General features: G+C 36.2%; 17 protein-coding genes and 1 riboswitch. Of the genes, 6 read left to right on the top strand and 11 right to left on the bottom strand.

The window, feature by feature from the left end:
* Positions 1–38 precede the first annotated feature (38 nt).
* The 4 genes from M3005_RS02115 to M3005_RS02100 form a co-directional block, all read right to left on the bottom strand.
* Positions 39–221 carry an LBP_cg2779 family protein gene (locus M3005_RS02115; protein ID WP_293793271.1) on the bottom strand — a complete coding sequence of 61 codons (183 nt, stop codon included), beginning with the start codon at positions 219–221 and terminating at the stop codon, positions 39–41.
* A gap of 73 nt (positions 222–294) precedes the next feature.
* Positions 295–930, bottom strand: coding sequence for an energy-coupling factor transporter transmembrane component T family protein (locus M3005_RS02110; protein ID WP_293793270.1), 636 nt, complete (start codon positions 928–930; stop codon positions 295–297).
* Entirely contained in the window at positions 930–2,342 is a 1,413-nt protein-coding gene (locus M3005_RS02105) for an ATP-binding cassette domain-containing protein (protein ID WP_293793269.1), read from the bottom strand. The genes M3005_RS02110 and M3005_RS02105 overlap by 1 nt, the downstream gene beginning before the upstream one ends.
* 18 nt (positions 2,343–2,360) lie before the next feature.
* Positions 2,361–2,915 carry an ECF transporter S component gene (locus M3005_RS02100; RefSeq protein WP_293793267.1) on the bottom strand — a complete coding sequence of 185 codons (555 nt, stop codon included), beginning with the start codon at positions 2,913–2,915 and terminating at the stop codon, positions 2,361–2,363.
* 66 nt (positions 2,916–2,981) lie between these two features.
* A riboswitch (TPP riboswitch) is annotated at positions 2,982–3,073 on the bottom strand.
* A 124-nt stretch (positions 3,074–3,197) separates the two neighbouring features.
* Here M3005_RS02100 and M3005_RS02095 point away from each other — a divergent pair.
* The 3 genes from M3005_RS02095 (at position 3,198) to M3005_RS02085 (ending at position 6,416) form a co-directional block, all read left to right on the top strand.
* Positions 3,198–4,208, top strand: coding sequence for a D-alanyl-D-alanine carboxypeptidase family protein (locus M3005_RS02095; protein WP_293793266.1), 1,011 nt, complete (start codon positions 3,198–3,200; stop codon positions 4,206–4,208).
* A gap of 83 nt (positions 4,209–4,291) precedes the next feature.
* A complete protein-coding gene (locus M3005_RS02090) occupies positions 4,292–4,918 on the top strand; it encodes an LVIS_2131 family protein (protein WP_293793265.1) in 627 nt (208 codons plus the stop codon).
* A 130-nt stretch (positions 4,919–5,048) separates the two neighbouring features.
* Positions 5,049–6,416, top strand: a complete 1,368-nt coding sequence (locus M3005_RS02085) for an MFS transporter (RefSeq protein WP_293793263.1) — start codon at positions 5,049–5,051, stop codon at positions 6,414–6,416.
* A gap of 33 nt (positions 6,417–6,449) precedes the next feature.
* On the opposite strand, the gene M3005_RS02080 is transcribed toward M3005_RS02085, so the two are convergent.
* Positions 6,450–7,859, bottom strand: a complete 1,410-nt coding sequence (locus M3005_RS02080; RefSeq protein WP_293793261.1) for an APC family permease — start codon at positions 7,857–7,859, stop codon at positions 6,450–6,452.
* A 98-nt stretch (positions 7,860–7,957) separates the two neighbouring features.
* Here M3005_RS02080 and M3005_RS02075 point away from each other — a divergent pair, with 98 nt between their 5' ends.
* The gene (locus M3005_RS02075; protein ID WP_293793260.1) at positions 7,958–8,827 is read left to right on the top strand and encodes a LysR family transcriptional regulator; all 870 of its coding nucleotides are present in this window, start codon (positions 7,958–7,960) and stop codon (positions 8,825–8,827) included.
* A gap of 46 nt (positions 8,828–8,873) precedes the next feature.
* On the opposite strand, the gene M3005_RS02070 is transcribed toward M3005_RS02075, so the two are convergent.
* The gene (locus M3005_RS02070; RefSeq protein WP_293793259.1) at positions 8,874–10,730 is read right to left on the bottom strand and encodes an FAD/NAD(P)-binding protein; all 1,857 of its coding nucleotides are present in this window, start codon (positions 10,728–10,730) and stop codon (positions 8,874–8,876) included.
* 122 nt (positions 10,731–10,852) lie between these two features.
* Here M3005_RS02070 and M3005_RS02065 point away from each other — a divergent pair, with 122 nt between their 5' ends.
* Positions 10,853–11,176 carry a hypothetical protein gene (locus M3005_RS02065; protein WP_053950389.1) on the top strand — a complete coding sequence of 108 codons (324 nt, stop codon included), beginning with the start codon at positions 10,853–10,855 and terminating at the stop codon, positions 11,174–11,176.
* A gap of 30 nt (positions 11,177–11,206) precedes the next feature.
* Here the strand turns inward: M3005_RS02065 and M3005_RS02060 are convergent, their stop codons facing one another.
* Together M3005_RS02060 and M3005_RS02055 are read right to left on the bottom strand one after the other, a co-directional pair.
* Complete coding sequence (locus M3005_RS02060; protein WP_293793258.1) at positions 11,207–11,719, bottom strand: YbhB/YbcL family Raf kinase inhibitor-like protein; 513 nt, start codon at positions 11,717–11,719, stop codon at positions 11,207–11,209.
* Between the two features lie 12 nt (positions 11,720–11,731).
* Positions 11,732–12,184, bottom strand: a complete 453-nt coding sequence (locus M3005_RS02055) for a hypothetical protein (protein ID WP_293793256.1) — start codon at positions 12,182–12,184, stop codon at positions 11,732–11,734.
* A 133-nt stretch (positions 12,185–12,317) separates the two neighbouring features.
* Here M3005_RS02055 and M3005_RS02050 point away from each other — a divergent pair, with 133 nt between their 5' ends.
* Positions 12,318–13,181 (top strand): NAD(P)-dependent oxidoreductase, encoded by an 864-nt coding sequence (locus M3005_RS02050; protein WP_293793255.1) that lies wholly within the window; start codon positions 12,318–12,320, stop codon positions 13,179–13,181.
* Positions 13,182–13,220: 39 nt separating this feature from the next.
* Here the strand turns inward: M3005_RS02050 and M3005_RS02045 are convergent, their stop codons facing one another.
* The 3 genes from M3005_RS02045 to trpX are packed head-to-tail and all read right to left on the bottom strand — an operon-like array spanning position 13,221 to position 15,872.
* Positions 13,221–13,991 carry an ABC transporter ATP-binding protein gene (locus M3005_RS02045; RefSeq protein ID WP_053950382.1) on the bottom strand — a complete coding sequence of 257 codons (771 nt, stop codon included), beginning with the start codon at positions 13,989–13,991 and terminating at the stop codon, positions 13,221–13,223.
* Positions 13,984–14,880 (bottom strand): ABC transporter permease, encoded by an 897-nt coding sequence (locus M3005_RS02040; RefSeq protein WP_053950381.1) that lies wholly within the window; start codon positions 14,878–14,880, stop codon positions 13,984–13,986. The genes M3005_RS02045 and M3005_RS02040 overlap by 8 nt, the downstream gene beginning before the upstream one ends.
* Complete coding sequence (trpX, locus tag M3005_RS02035) at positions 14,877–15,872, bottom strand: tryptophan ABC transporter substrate-binding protein (protein ID WP_293793253.1); 996 nt, start codon at positions 15,870–15,872, stop codon at positions 14,877–14,879. The genes M3005_RS02040 and trpX overlap by 4 nt, the downstream gene beginning before the upstream one ends.
* Positions 15,873–15,882: the final 10 nt, after the last annotated feature.

Here is a 15,882-nt window from a genome sequence, read left to right as displayed (position 1 = left end):
AAAAAAAGCCCCGTTATTTTCATAACGGAGCTTTTTGTTTATCCTAAAGTTTTTTTGATAATGTTTACTTCTTCTGGATTAGGGGAACGACGCATACTTTTAATATCGTGTAGTTCCTCTACCGTGAAGTGCAAGTTGAATGCCAATTGTGTATCAGGCATGTCATGATCTTTTTGATAATTGACAATTTCTTCAGCAATCTTATTTAAATTACGATTCATAAGAACCCTCCTAACAAAATCCATCCGACATGTACATTATAACTTATTTTACTATTAGGAGAACGATATTTTACTAATAAATTAAAATTAGTTGAATTGCGATAATTGTGGCAATCAAAATCACATAGTCAATGGCTCTAATTGAGATATGTTCAAAATGAGTGCGTGCTTCATTGTCGACAAAGACATGGGAGTTCATGCCTTGGGCCAATAGTGTTGACCAATTCATGGCTGCCAAGATTGCTTTGAAATATAGAGTGGGGGATGCATAAGATAGATGAACATTACGCATTTTAGCAGCTAATTTGATATCAACTACTTCTTGTTTAATGGTATCAACTAAATTAAAAGCACCCATGACACCGTAAGCAAACTTACTAGGAACGTGGAAATTTTGTCCTAAGCTAGCGGCTAGTTCTTCAATCGTGGTCTTACAAGTGTAGGTTGCACCAAGTGATACAAACGCATATAGACGCGTTACTAATAAGATTCCGTATTGATAGTTTCCGTTAATCTTTTGCGCAAAGTAAATTCCTAAAGCGGGAACTAAGGTAACTAGTAGCAGGTATAGAATTCGCTTCCAAGTTGCAAAAAAGATTAGATAAAGCAAACTAACTACAAAGATGACGACGTTTAGTTGAATGGATGTAGTAAACGAGATTTCTAAAGCGATTACTAACATCATCAATAGTTTAAGCACTGGATTCATTAAAACGCCTCCTGATAAGTTAGTTGATGATTTTCAAATGCCAAGTGATAATCAATTAGATTATCAATACCGTTGGTTTGATGAGAAATCATGATTTGGGTTTGACCAGCTTGTTTAGCTTGTTGTAACAAATCACAAACCACATGAATATATTCAATGTTAATACCATTAAATGGCTCGTCTAATAGTAATAGTGAATGACCCATCAAGACCATTGAGATAATTTGAAGACGTTTCTTTTGGCCATCACTTAATGAGTAAATGACGCGGTCTTTCAAATCAGCTAACCCTAATTCTTGTAGATAATGATTAATTTCATCTTCTGTTAAAAATTGGTTAATCGCATTTTTGATCGATAGGTTAATCTCATCTTCGACAGTAATTTTAATAAATTGTTTGTTGGATTCTTGGAAAATTAAACCAACTTGGGTTAAATACTTATTCAAACGAATCTTATTAATTGATTTATCGTTGAATAAAATATCACCAGTAAATTGATGTTGCTTGATTAATGTTTTAAATAAACTAGATTTACCACAACCATTAGGGCCGGTAATTAAAGTAGTGGCTTGTTTGTCAATTGGTAAGGTTAAATTATCAATTAGTTCCATGTCATGATTGTGGATAGAAACAGATTGTAGTTTTAAGATTTCTCCACCAACTGGATGATTCTTGCATGGACGTTGACTAGCTTGGTTAAATTGTTCGAACAATTTAGTGACTAGTGCTTTATCCATTGGCACAAATTCCTGGTTAGTTTCATTAAAACCAATAAATTGATCTACAAAATGTTCATACCCAGATAAATCATGATCAATTCCAATGATAATTTTATCTTGTTGTTTTAATTGGTTCAGTAGTTTGATTAATTCCAAACGAGAATCAATATCAACATTGGCAAACGGTTCATCTAACAAAATGACCGGCGCATCAATTGCGACAACAATACTTAGCGCCACCTTTTGCTTTTCTCCACCTGATAGCGTTTTAAAACTTCTATTCTTTAGATGGATCGAGTTAGTAAAAGATAACGCTTCATCAATTCTTTGTTCCATTTCTTCCGGCTTTAGTTGAAGATTTTCGAGGGTGAAGATAAATTCATCTAAAACCGTTGCCATACAAAATTGTTGTGATGGATCTTGGAACATCATTGCGATTGTTTGTCTTAACTCACGTTGAGATAAATCAAAAAGATTGTGTTCGTTAAAATTGATAAAGCCTTCGATTGTACCGTTGTTATATTGTGGATAAAAACCTGCGATAGTTTTTAAAAGAGTTGATTTACCGGATCCAGACGGACTATAAATCAAGCTCATTTGACCAGCATTAAAATCCAAACTAACCCCTTTAAAAGTTGGGTTTTGTGCATCAGCGTACTGATAAGCCAAATGATTTATGTTTAAAGTATTCAAAATTGACACTCCTAATGATTACTTGATAACGTGACTTTTTTCTAGCATGTTTGCTACTAATTTTGATAAAACGCCACCAAAGATGAAGATTGATAATAGGCGTGCAAAGAATAATAGGATAAGCATGTTAACTGAGTATGCGTTGTAACCACTCTTGAACCAGTCCCAGATGAATGTAATAACTGTAGTTGAGATAGTAGTTGCGGCAACTCCAATCCAGTCAAAATGTTTGTATTTTGTTGCTACGAAACCAACTTCTGTAGCGATACCTTGTTCGATTCCTGAGATGACAGCACCGACACCCCATTGTCCACCTAAGAACATTTCCACGATTGCACCAATAACTTCAGCTAAGAAAGGTGCACCAGGGCGTTTAAAGATGAAGCCAGCTAAAGGTGCAGCCATAATCCAAAGACCTAGAAGTAAGTCGTTAGCTAATGGTGCTAATCCAGATGGAGTAAGCGCTAAGCTTAGTGCGTTGTATAGGAATCCTGTGGCAAAAAAGATAATTCCACAGATAATTGAGATTAATGTAAGTAAAATGATGTTTCTAAGTGACCATGTGTTTTTCATAGTTTCCTCCAGAAAAAAAGACCCCAAACTATTATTAGTCTGGAGTCCAATTTATTTTATGTTTAAAAAATAAAAGGGTTGTTTTCCTTCGCAGGGATTATCCTGAATCAGGTACAATGGGTGTTTTCTCAGCCATAACGGCACCCCAAACATTAATTATCAATTTACCACAACTATACTATTATCCAAAATTAAAAGCAAGTTCAATTTTAAAGTGTTGTTGAATCCGTGATTTCATGGTACTTTAATATGGTACATAATTAGACTGGAAGTATTATTTAAATGAAAAAATCAGTAAAAAGATTAACAATCATTTTCGTAGCAGCGATTGGAATCGGCATTTATGAACAATTCGGGAATCCATTCTACGCAGTAAAGCAAGTTTACGAAAAATATGAAACTAAAAAAGAAGAATATCAACCTAACTACAATACAGATAAACAAACTTATAGCGAAGATTTAATTAAGGCAAGTAACAACCAATTCGGTAATGCCAGTGCTGTAGTGGCGCTGGATGCGACTAACAATAAATTCGTCTACATGCAAAATGCAGATCAAAAAATTAAAGTCGCATCATTAGCGAAGTTGATGACATTGTATCTAACAATTCAAAAAGCTGAAAAGACGAAGGGCTGGAATCAAATTGTAAACACTGACGATGATGGGCTACGCCGTTTAGGGGAAGACAGTGAATTAGGCGGCTTTAGATTTAAGAAGGGCCACAAGTATACTGTTAGAGATTTATATAAGGCGGCGTTGGTTGAATCATCCAATAATTCAGCAATCGCGCTAGGTAATTGGGTTGCAGGGAATAATGTTAAGTTTATCAAGATGATGAATGAGCAAGCCAAAGCATGGCACCTAAACGCTACTTTCGTTTCTTCATCGGGACTAGAAAATAGTGATTTGAAAAAATTCGGTTACGCTCAAGTAGGCGGTAGTGATGCCGCTAACATGGTTTCTGCTAGAAGTTTAGCCGAAATCGCTGATCACGTCTTAAGTGTCTACCCACAAGTAGTGGATGATGCCAAACAAACCACTGAAACTGTTGATGGTCAGACTTTAATCAATGAAAATAGCTTATTACCAAATAAACCGTTCTATGACCCAAGCTTACATGTTGATGGCTTAAAGACTGGTTATACGGTTGCAGCGGGACTATGTTTAGTGGCCACTGCGCAAAAGCCAGGTAAAGATCGACTAGTGACAGTAACCGTTAATGATTACACCGAATTTTCTGATACAGCAGCACTAATTAAATTAGTTAATAGTAAGTCAAAGTACTTTAATTAATGGTTTCTATAAGAATTTGGTAGATGTGTTACAATAGTGTATGATAGATAATATATTGGATTACTATAAAAAGGAGTAGATTTATGAAATCGGCCTGGAATATAGTTGGCCTCTTTCTTTGGATTATATTACTAGCATATGCTATTTTTATTATTTATAACATCGCGGTTCGAAGAAGTAGGTTAATCATAAATGGGCACTACGACTTTTCACTTAGCCATCTTGTTAAGACCACGATCCAGATTGTGATCTTGTTCATTGGGGTGGGATTTATGTCATTTGAATCTTTCCATACAAATGTTAGTGCTGACGGGGAAAATGTTAACATTAAGCGCGATTATCAACCACTAATATTAGATACTAATGGGAATAGTTCATACTATGTGAAAGTCAAAAGTGAAAGCAATCCATCATTGAATCAGTCTTATTCATATTTGGTTAACGGACGCCGACTTTCAGTCTCTAGTTCACAATCTAGTGTGTTAGTAGGGACTAACAATGAGATTAATGTGCAAAAGTCAGCTGTTAGATGGAATGATCGTCAAGCTAATAAGTTAGATCAAAGATACCAAAAAGCGTGGGTTGCTAAAGTAACCGCAACGTATAAAGACAATTTATTGAACGGTATTGGGATGCGTGCAGGTAGACAATACACTAGCTACACATTAATTAGAATTCCAGATAGTTCATTTATATATAACGATAATTAAAGTGCTGAATAGTTCAGCACTTTTTTATTTTGTAAGTCGTTTCGTTTGCGAGAAATTTTTAAAATCTATATAATTTTATTTCGTATCTTAATACCAAATTTTATAGGAGACGAAATATAATGTTTATTTAATGAAAGAAAGAATTTCGAGAAGTGTATTATTATCAATTATCGCTGTTGGCGTGATGATTTTTAGTGGGGTAATCGTTGAAACATCAATGAATATTACCTTTCCTACGTTAATTAGCGAGTTCCATATTGGACTGAATGTGGTTCAATGGATTACTACAATTTATCTATTAGTTTTATCTAGTGTGATTCCGTTATCTAAGTTCTTAAAAGAGAATTTCAAGACTACGCACTTGTTTATTTTTTCAGGGTTAATGTTTTTGATTGGTTTGTTAATTGATGTATTTGCCCCCAGCTTTACCTTTTTAATTATTGGTAGGCTAGTGCAAGGGATTGGAACCGGGATATCATTACCGTTAATGTTCAATCTGATTTTAGATAACGTCCCACTTAGTCGACTCGGCTTTATGATGGGATTCGGATCATTGATTACAGCTGCTGCTTCCGCAGTCGGGCCCACATTTGGTGGAATTATTGTGCATACACTTGGCTGGCGTTATATTTTTATCTTTTTAATTCCAGTACTAATATTGGCAATGATTTTAGGGATGATTACCATTCCTAAATTAAGCCAACCAGAGTTAAAACCTAGTCGCTTTGACTTTGTTAGTTTTGCATTTATCGTATTTACTTTTGCCGGTTTAATTATCGGAATTAGTAATATTAGTACTAATCAAATTTTAAACGTGAATGTCTGGTTACCATTGGTGATCGGGATTATCGCCCTAATATCATTTATGGTCAGACAAAATAAATTGGCTAATCCAATTTTAAACGTATCGATTTTGAAAAATCACTCATACAGTCGCTTTTTACTAGCATTTTTTATCAACCAATTAATCATTTTAGGGTTAGCGTTTGTAGTGCCAAACTACGTGCAAATTATTAACCATAGTGACTCCAGTGTTGCTGGATTAATTTTATTACCTGGTGCTGTGTTAGGTGCAATTATTTCACCGCTATCCGGTATTTTATTAGATAAAGTGGGTGCAAAGAAACCGATTTTATCTGGATCAGGATTAATCTTGATATCATTAATTGCGTTAACAGTGAATTCAGCGCATGTGAGTGACCTATTTTTTATCATCACATATACATTGATTATGATTGGAATTGGCTTATCATATGGAAACATCATGACTAAAGCACTAAGCTATTTAAAAAATGAACGAAAAGCAGATGGAAACGCGATTTTGACAACGGTTCAACAATTCGCAGGAGCAATTGGGACTGTGATTGTGGCAACGATTATTACTAAAGTTAATCTAGTTAATATTCATCAACCAGTTGTTGGCTTTGCGGTCGCAATATTCTTTTTAGCAGTTATCACTGCGATTCAATTTATCGTTATTTTGTTTAATAAAGACTAAAAAAAGCCTTCACTTTAAAGTGAAGGCTTTTTCTTATTTTTGGTTTTGTAGTTTGGAATGGTGAACACCATAAGCAAAGTAGAAGATAAATCCAATCACAATCCAAATCGCTACGAAAATCTTAGTGATATCTGGAAGCATGACAATAAAGAAGATACTGAATACTCCAGCGACAATTGGTAGGAATGGATACCATGGCATTTTGAAACCATCATTTTGGATGTCTTTACGATGACGTAGTTTGATAACACCAAATGAGATAAATGCGAATGCAATCAATGTACCGGCATTAATAAGTGAAGCTAGTTCAGATAGGGGAACTAAACCCGCGAAAACAGCTTGAACGATAGTAGCGATAATAATCGCATTTCTTGGAACAGAGTGTTTTTCACTAACGCGGCCGATAAATTTAGGAAGCAATCCATCACGACCCAATGCATAAACAAGTCTTGATCCACCGATGAACATGGTTACCATAGCAGTAAAGATACCAAACAAAGCACCAATAGTAATTAGTTTATTAAATGCTGTTAAGTGAATAATTTGTAGGGCATAAGCAGCGGGGTCGTCAACGTTTAGTTCTTTGTAGTTAACGATTCCAGTTAATACAAAGGAGAATGCTACGTATAGCACTACAGCAAAGATAACAGTTCCTAAAATTCCTTTAATTACGTTTTTACCAGGATTAATTGTTTCAGCTGAGTTAGATGCTAGTGCATCAAACCCGATGAAAGCAAAGAATACAGTAGCAGCTGCAGTAAAGATACCACCCATACCAAATGGAGTTGAGTGGAATTGTGAAGGGTAGAATGGAACATAATTGCTAGTTTTAACGTAGAATGCACCAATAACAATAAATGCGATAATAATAACAACCTTAACAATTACTGCGAAGTTTTCAACTTTCTTGGACATTTCGGTTCCTTTTAGAAGGACTCCTGCGATAATTAACACAATGATAACGGCAGTGATATTAATCACGCCACCTTCCATGGGGCTGGCTTGGAAGGCTTTTGGAATATTAATCCCAAAAGCGGCTAAAATATTGTTGTTAAAGTAGGCAGCGAAACCAGTTGCTTCAGCGGAAACCGCTAAGAAGTATTCTAGAATCAATGCCCAACCTAAAATCCAACCAATAATTTCACCATAGACAACTGAACCAAATGAATATGCTGATCCAGCGATTGGCATTGCTGATGAAAATTCAGCGTAGGCCATTCCAACTAAGCCAGAAACAATGGCAGCCATTAAAAAGGCAATTGCGACAGCTGGACCAGCATGGCTGGCAGCTTCATGACCAGGAAGAATAAAAATCCCAGTTCCGATTACAGCACCGATACCCAATGCAACTAAGTCTTTTGCGTTTAATGACTTTGCTAATCGTGAGTCAGCCTCTAAATAATTGCTAACCGATTCTTTCTTAAAAATTTGCATAAGTATCATCACCTTTTCTTGTTTATAAGTTGCTAACACTATATAATGAAAACCAACATAAGTAAAATTAATATTTAAAATGTTTACATTAGAAAAGGTGATATTAAATGAACCGCTTTTTGGTTTTAGAAGCAGTGCTGCAAAATAAAAGCTTTACCAAAGCAGCAGAACAACTAGGCTATACCCAATCATCAGTAAGTCAGATGATGGCTAGTCTAGAAAAAGAATTCAATATGCATATCTTAAAAAGATCACGTTCGGGAGTTGAATTAACACCTGATGGGGAAAAGCTGTACCCATTTATTCGTCAAACTTTAAAACAATATCGTTCATTATTGGATACGGCTGAATCAATTAATGGGCTGCAATCCGGTACAATTAGAATCGGTGCGATTACCAGTGTTAGTTGTTATTGGTTACCACAATTATTCAAAGAATTTAAAACCCAGTTCCCTAAAATTAACTTCATTTTAAATCAAGGTGATTATGGAACCATTCTAGAATGGCTTAAAAATGATCAAATTGATTTTGCCATCATGACTGCTGAATTTGGAAATGGTTTTAATAAGACATTAATACATAAGACCAGCATGCATGCATTCTTACCGGAAAATCATCCATTAGCTCAATTGAATCAAATTCCGATTGAAAAACTTGTGGATGATCCATTCATATTAGTTGAAGGTGGTGGCTACAGTGAACCACTTGAGGCCTTTAAAAAAGCTGGATTAACTCCAGATGTCAGATATATCATTCAAGATGACTATACAATCATGGCGATGGTTGAAGCCGGACTGGGCATTAGTATTCTATCTGAATTAGTGTTTGAAAGAACCGACTTTAAGGTTGTTAGTAAGCCAATTGTCCCAGATGTAACTAGACCGGTCGCAATTGTGTATAAAAATAAAGAAGAACTACCAATTGCGAGTCAATATTTTGTCGACTTCATCGTCGATCATAAAGAAGAACTGTATTAAAAAAACGTCCCAGAGGGACGTTTTTATTTTGTAGTATTATCGTTTTTTACATATAAATAGTGGGGTTATCCACTTTGATATCAAAAATTTCTTTAGCAATCTTATCTGCTGCAGCGTAAATTGAATCATTTACACCCGGACGAGGAATCGCTGAAGTCACAAAGTAAACTCCTTCAGTATTTAATCCCCATGTGTATAAGTTCTTTTGACCAACGACACGATCGGTAGCTAAGTCGATATCAACCGAAGAGTTAGCCACGACTTTGCCATCTGATAAAGTAATTTGTTCAGCAGACACAATTCCACTATCCAACATACTAGTTAATACCGGATTAGCTGAAACGTTAGTAACAGGAGCGTTGGTTCTGGCTTCAATTAAAGCATCGGCTTGAATAATTTCTTCACCGTAGAAAGCAGAACGAGTAATAAACTTATGGTTAGCACCAATCACTTGCATTTGAGGGCCAATAATCTTCACAACACCAGCGTTCATTAGTGCGATGATTTCTTGACTACGCACAGCGGGAGCACCTTGTGATAGGAACTTCATGTTAGCAGAGAATTGACCTTGGTACTTGTTAGCAAAGTCATCGTTAGTAAATAGGTGGTTAGATAAAATGTAGCGAATATTGTCTCTTAAATCCCTTAGCATTTCAATTGCACCAGTAATTGGAGAAGTTTTAGAACCTAATAGAGCATCGTCAACAATTAGTTGTAACCATTTTTTAACATGGCCTTGGTAATCATCTAGTGTTGAGATTTTAATTCCAGCGACGGGGTTTAAAATTAAGTCCCAGTTAAAGATTTCATCGTCATTTAGGTGATAACTAGCGATTAATGAATCGTGATCATCTGCATCAATAAAAGCTTGTTGGAATTCTTCCACGTTGATTTCGGGATGTTTTAAAGCGAATAAGAAAGAATAGTATCTGTATTCAATATCCAAACGAAGTAGTTTGTGGAAATCTTCAAAACTAATGTGGCCGTTATGCACATGTTTATCCACATTTTCGTTAGTTAAAAAGACAGCTGAATAATTTTCGTTAAATGCCTTTTGACTAATCGCTTTTGGATAATATGGGACACCACGTCTTGAACCAGCATAAATGGTTGGTTCCTTGCCACTTGGATGATAAGTTAGGGTATTATCACCATTATCAGTGAAAGTTCCACCACGACCTTCGGTTAAACGTGATACGAAATCATTAAAGCTAAGGCCCATTCCACGAATAATGACGTTATGGTCAGCTTGAATATGGCTTAAGTCAGCTTCGTCGGCTTCACCAGGTAAAATGTAAGTTAAGTCGTAATCCTTGGAATACTTTAATAGAGATTCTTGATCCTTAGTTAATTTATTTTCTTGTTGGCCTAAACTAAATACTAAACGGTCAACATTGTATTGTTGTTGGTTGGCGAAGACTGAGTATGTATCATCGTCATTTGCTTTGACTTCATCTACATTTTGATTGAAGTGTAGTTCTAAATTAATATGGTCATTTTGATTGATTTGATCTTCTAAAAGAGAGAAGAACCATTGACAATATGCACCACAGATTGCACGAGGAACGTATGAACGGTCGTTAATTTTTTGGACCGCTTCAAGTAGTTCATCGCGGTTATCAACATCTAATTGTTTGATGAATTTAATTGATTCATCTGATTGACACCATTCTGAAATGGAGTAAGCATCGGCTTGATTATCATTGAAAAGTGATAATTCATTTGCCGGGGTATTCATGATTAGACTGATGGGTTGATTAACTTTCCACACACGGCCACCTTGAATGTAGCGGTCGAATAAGTGAATTGTAATATCTTCTAGATGATTAGCATCATGATTTAAAATAAGGTTATTTAACATTAATAGGCCACGAGGGCCAGCACCTATAATTCCAATTTGCATGTCGAACACTCCTTTATAATAAGATAATAACATGATTGAAAAACTGATTTGGGTTTGACGCATAAAATTATCAAAATTTTTTACGGATATGATAAAATTAATGCATAAGGATGGTGTTAATAATGAGTGAATTAATTCCTGAAAACATGGACGAAGTAAAATTAAAAATGGCACGTATGCTAATTGACGGTCATCAAGTCACTGAAGAAGAAGTAATCTATCAAGCGGTTGCTGATTTATTCCAAGATTACCTAGAAGAAGCAGAAGAAGGCCACTATGACACTTCTCATTTAAATGGAGATACATTTACTGTCACTGGGATTAGCGGTAGTCAAATCGCAGAATTTAAATCGACAAAAGAAAATTTTGTCGAAGACTTTCGTCATGATGCATTAGAGCTTTGTTTCAGATTAGAAGATGAAGCCCAACGCATCGCAAGACTATAAAAAAAGAACCGATTAATATCGGTTCTTTTTTTAGTTGTTTTCAACAGGTAAGTCGATTTTGACTTTTTCAATAATATGACCAGCCATATTATGAATTAGTTCGTTGTACCAAAAGCCATCATTGAAATTTAATTTGGTGTCTAATGCATAGACAGTTAAGGTGTAGTCATGAACACCACTAGGTGGTTTGGGTCCCATGTAATGTTGACTGATAGGTTGGTCTTTCATGTCATAGATGTGACCAGCAGAACTGTTGTAACCTTGTGTCCAATTTAATGGGTTGTTACGACTAGCGTCTTCTGGGACGTCAACATCGTGGCCGTCTAAACCAGCGACTAACCAGTGAATCCATTCAAAACCACATACTGGAATTGAATCTAAATCAGTTAATGCAAAGGCAATTTCTTTGGTTCCTGCAGGGACATCTTTGATTGAAAATGGGAATGATACCACTGGAAAATCATGTTCCATATATTCAACAGCAGCGTGTCTAGTATATTTATCTGGAAGACGATTATTATCTAAGTTAACTTCAATCTTCATAGTACAAACCTCCTATTTAATAAATTTCAAAATATAATAACCTTGTGAATCAGCCGACACGGTATAGTTGGTATAACCAGCTTTTAACCATTGGTCTTGGGTTGCCTTTGCATAGTTTTGAGCATCAGCAACGGAACTGAAAATATGGGTACGATCAAACATCGTTTTCTTGCCAGATTTCTTAGTTGGCATGGCATATTGATTTCTATCATTTTGATTCTGTGAATCGGTTTGAGATTGTTTATTTCGAACTTGTGAACTCATCTCGGTTGACTGGTTTGAGTGGCTATTAGAAGTAAAGTAGGTGATGGTTTTAACACCAGCTAGAATTAATCCAGCCACTACGACGATAAAAATTATGATCGGCCAAATGCGGTTATTGTTTTGGCGACTTTTATTAGCATTTGTAACAGTATCATCAAACGTGTATTTACGGATTCTACTGTCGTTATCACCATTATTCATACAAATAATCCTCCATTCGGAAAAATAGTATTACTTATCTATTATAACAAAAATTGCCTGCGATAGGAATTAAGCAGAAAGTTTGCGAGAAAGTGATAATAGTTATAGGCTATAAGAAAAGGAGGAATCAACTATGAAAATTGGTTTTATTGGAACCGGAGTAATGGGTTCTTCAATGATTCAAAACTTATTGAAAGCTAACCACGAGGTGAACGTATTTAACCGTACTAAGGCGCATGCACAAACGGTTTTAGATGATGGAGCTAAATGGTATGATACACCAGAAGAAGTGGCTAAAAATTCATCAGTGGTGATTACTATTGCTGGTTTTCCAGATGACGTTAAAGAAATTTACTTTGGCGACCACGGATTATTTGCTGGAGCTGATGATCAGACCATTTTAATTGATTCGACGACAAGTACTCCTAAAATAGATGAAGAAATTTATGCAGAAGGACAAAAACGCGGGATTCAAACATTAGATGCACCAGTTTCTGGTGGGGATGTCGGAGCTAGGAATGGCACACTTACCATTATGGTCGGTGGTGATGAAGCGACCTTTAATCAAGTCAAATTCGTTTTAGAAGTAATGGGAAGCCAAGTTAAATTATTTGGTGGTCCTGGAAAAGGTCAACATACTAAGATGGCGAACCAAATCATGATTGCTGGGACGATGACGGGGATGGTTGAAATGTTCGAATATGGCAAAGCCGCAGGGCTGGATTTGGCTTCGATGATGGATACTGTTTCTAGCGGGAGCGCTGATAATTGGAGTCTCGACAACTATGGACCTAGAGTATTAGCGGGTGATTTTAAACCTGGTTTTTCAGCTAAGCACTTCTTAAAGGATCTACGCATTGCTCTTCAAGGAGCAGAAGAAATGCAAATTGATTTGCCCGCGACTAAGCTAGCAAAAGAACTGTACGAAAAGATGGTTGATGAATACCATTTAGGCGATGATGGAACACATGGACTAGTGAAAATTTATAAGAAGTAAAATAAAAACACCTTTGATTAATTCAAAGGTGTTTTTTGTTTATTGAATTTCATTAAAGAAAGTCATTAGTTGTTCTTTTGTTAACTTGGCTTTTTCTTCTCCAGAGATGTCATATGAGATTTTACCTTGGTGTAATACCAATAGGCGGTTTCCATATTTTAAGGCATCTTCTAGGTGATGAGTAATCATTAGACAAGTTAGTTTTTGTTCTTTGATGGTTTCATCGGTGATGTCCATTAACTTTTGAGAAGTTTTAGGATCCAATGCAGCGGTATGTTCATCTAATAATAAGATGCCAGGACGATTGATGGTAGCCATTAAGAAACTCAATGCTTGGCGTTGACCACCAGATAAGCTACCAGTGGCGGTGTTTAAACGATGATTTAGGTTATTATTCATTTTAGCAGTAATTTCCGCAAAGTGTTTCATTTGGGTCTTCAAACGACGAGGAATAAGGTGATGATGACCACCACGTTTTTCAGCTAGTAATAAGTTTTCGGCAACGGTCATACGAGGGGCAGTCCCTAATTTAGGGTCTTGGAAGACGCGACTTAGAAATGAAGTGCGTTTTACGACTGACATATTAGTGATGTCTTTATCCTTGTAGATAACTTGGCCGGAAGTAGGGCGAAGGTTACCACCAATGGTATTAAATAAAGTTGACTTACCAGCACCGTTAGAACCTAAAATGGTAATGAAGTCACCTTCATGAATGTCTAAATTGACGTGATCTAAAATGTTTAATTCTTCAGGAGTATCAGGGTTAACAGTTTTAACCACATCTTTTAATTGAAAGATTGTCTTAGTCATTTTTTAGCCCCCTTTTTAAAACATGTTTTAGATGGAAGCGTGATTCGAAAGCAGGTACTCCCATGAAAATAGCTAATAAGATTGATGAAATTAAGTTCAAGTCGTTGGCGTTAAAGCCTAGTTGAAGCACTAGTAGTAATACTAAACGGTATAAAATACTACCCACAATGACAGCGACTAGACGTTGATTCATAGTTAAATCACCGAAGATAACTTCACCGATAATGATAGAAGCTAGGGCAACAACGATAATTCCAATTCCCATATTAACGTCAGAGTAACCGTTGTTTTGAGCAACTAGGGCACCACCTAGGGCGATTAATCCGTTAGAAACACTGACACCCATGATTTTCATGTTATCGGTGTTAATTCCTAGTGATTCAGCCATGTTTTCGTTATCCCCAGTGGCGATGAAAGCTTGTCCTAAATCAGTTTGTAGGAAGTAGATTAAAATGACAGTCACAACTGTAATAACAATTAGTCCTAACACAACACCATCAAAGTAGGCAGGAAGTGATTTTAGGAATTTACCACTTAATAAAGTAGGTAGGTTTAATAATGATAAGTTTGGTTTACCCATGATACGAAGATCAATTGAGTAAGAAGCAGTCATTACTAGAATTCCGGCTAATAGAACAGGAATCTTAGCTTTAGTGTAAAGTAATCCGGTTACTAGACCAGCAAGACAACCAACCACAAAGGCTAGTAGTGTTGCCAAGAGTGGATTGATACCATGAGCGATGGCAGTTACCGCAGTGGCAGCTCCCATTGGGAAAGTTCCTTCAACAGTCATATCAGGGAAATCAAGAATTCTAAATGTTAGATATAGTCCAATTCCAATGACAGCCCATAATAGGCCTTGTCCGATTGCAGATATAATTAAACTCATTTGTAGATCACTCCATTTCTTTTGGCTTCTTTGATTAGTGAATCAGGAATTTTAATACCCAAGCGTTTAGCCTGTGCTAGGTTGATTGCTAAGTCACCGTGAGCTAATTTTTCGATTGGCATAGTTGCTGGGTTAGCACCCTTTAGAACTTTAGCAGCCATCTTACCAGTTTGAACACCTAGTTTGTATTGGTTTAAACCAATTGTAGCTAGCGCACCTTGTTTAACAACAGTTGATGCAGTAGGGAAGACAGGCACGTTCTTTGTGTTAGCAACGTTAACTAATGTTTGGATTGCTGATGCAACAGTGTTGTCATTTGGTACATATACCGCGTCAACATTTTGCACCATTTGAGTTGCTACTTGGTTCAAGTCGTTAGTGTTAGAGATTGAGTAACCTTTAACGTTAATATGTTCTTTTTTACATAATGCAACGAATTGATGGTATTGAGAAGTTGCTGAATCATCACTTGATGTGTAGATTACCCCTAAAGTATGTAGGTTAGGCATAATTTTTTTGATTAGTTCTAGTTCTTCTTTCATTGGTGGGAAATCGGACACACCAGTAACCAATCCACCAGGGTGTTCGTTTGATTTAACCAATCCAGCTGATTTAGGGTCTGTAATGGCACCTAAGATTAATGGAGTGTTCTTAACAGTGTTTGCTAAGACTTGTGCTGACGGTGTGGTAATTCCGATTGATAAATCAACATTTTCAGTCGCAAACTTAGAACTCATTGTCTTTAGGTTGCCTTGATCACCTTCAGCGTTTTGGAAATCAATGTTGATGTTCTTACCTGGTGTGTAACCAGATTGTTTTAGACCAGCAATGATTCCAGCATGAATCGCGTCTAGGGCAGGGTGTTCTGTTAATTGTAGAATTCCAACAGTAGGAATATGATTAGTGCTAATTTTATGTGTTTGTTTTTCTTGGTAAAAACCAAATCCTAATAGTACAACTAGGATACAAATGACTGTATATAGTCTCTTCATAATAGATTCT

The sequence above is a fragment of the Apilactobacillus sp. genome, from assembly GCF_025290035.1.
Classification (GTDB): Bacteria; Bacillota; Bacilli; order Lactobacillales; family Lactobacillaceae; genus Apilactobacillus.
The sequence above is the reverse complement of the archived record's forward strand: the minus strand, read 5'-3'. Positions and strand labels throughout refer to the sequence as shown.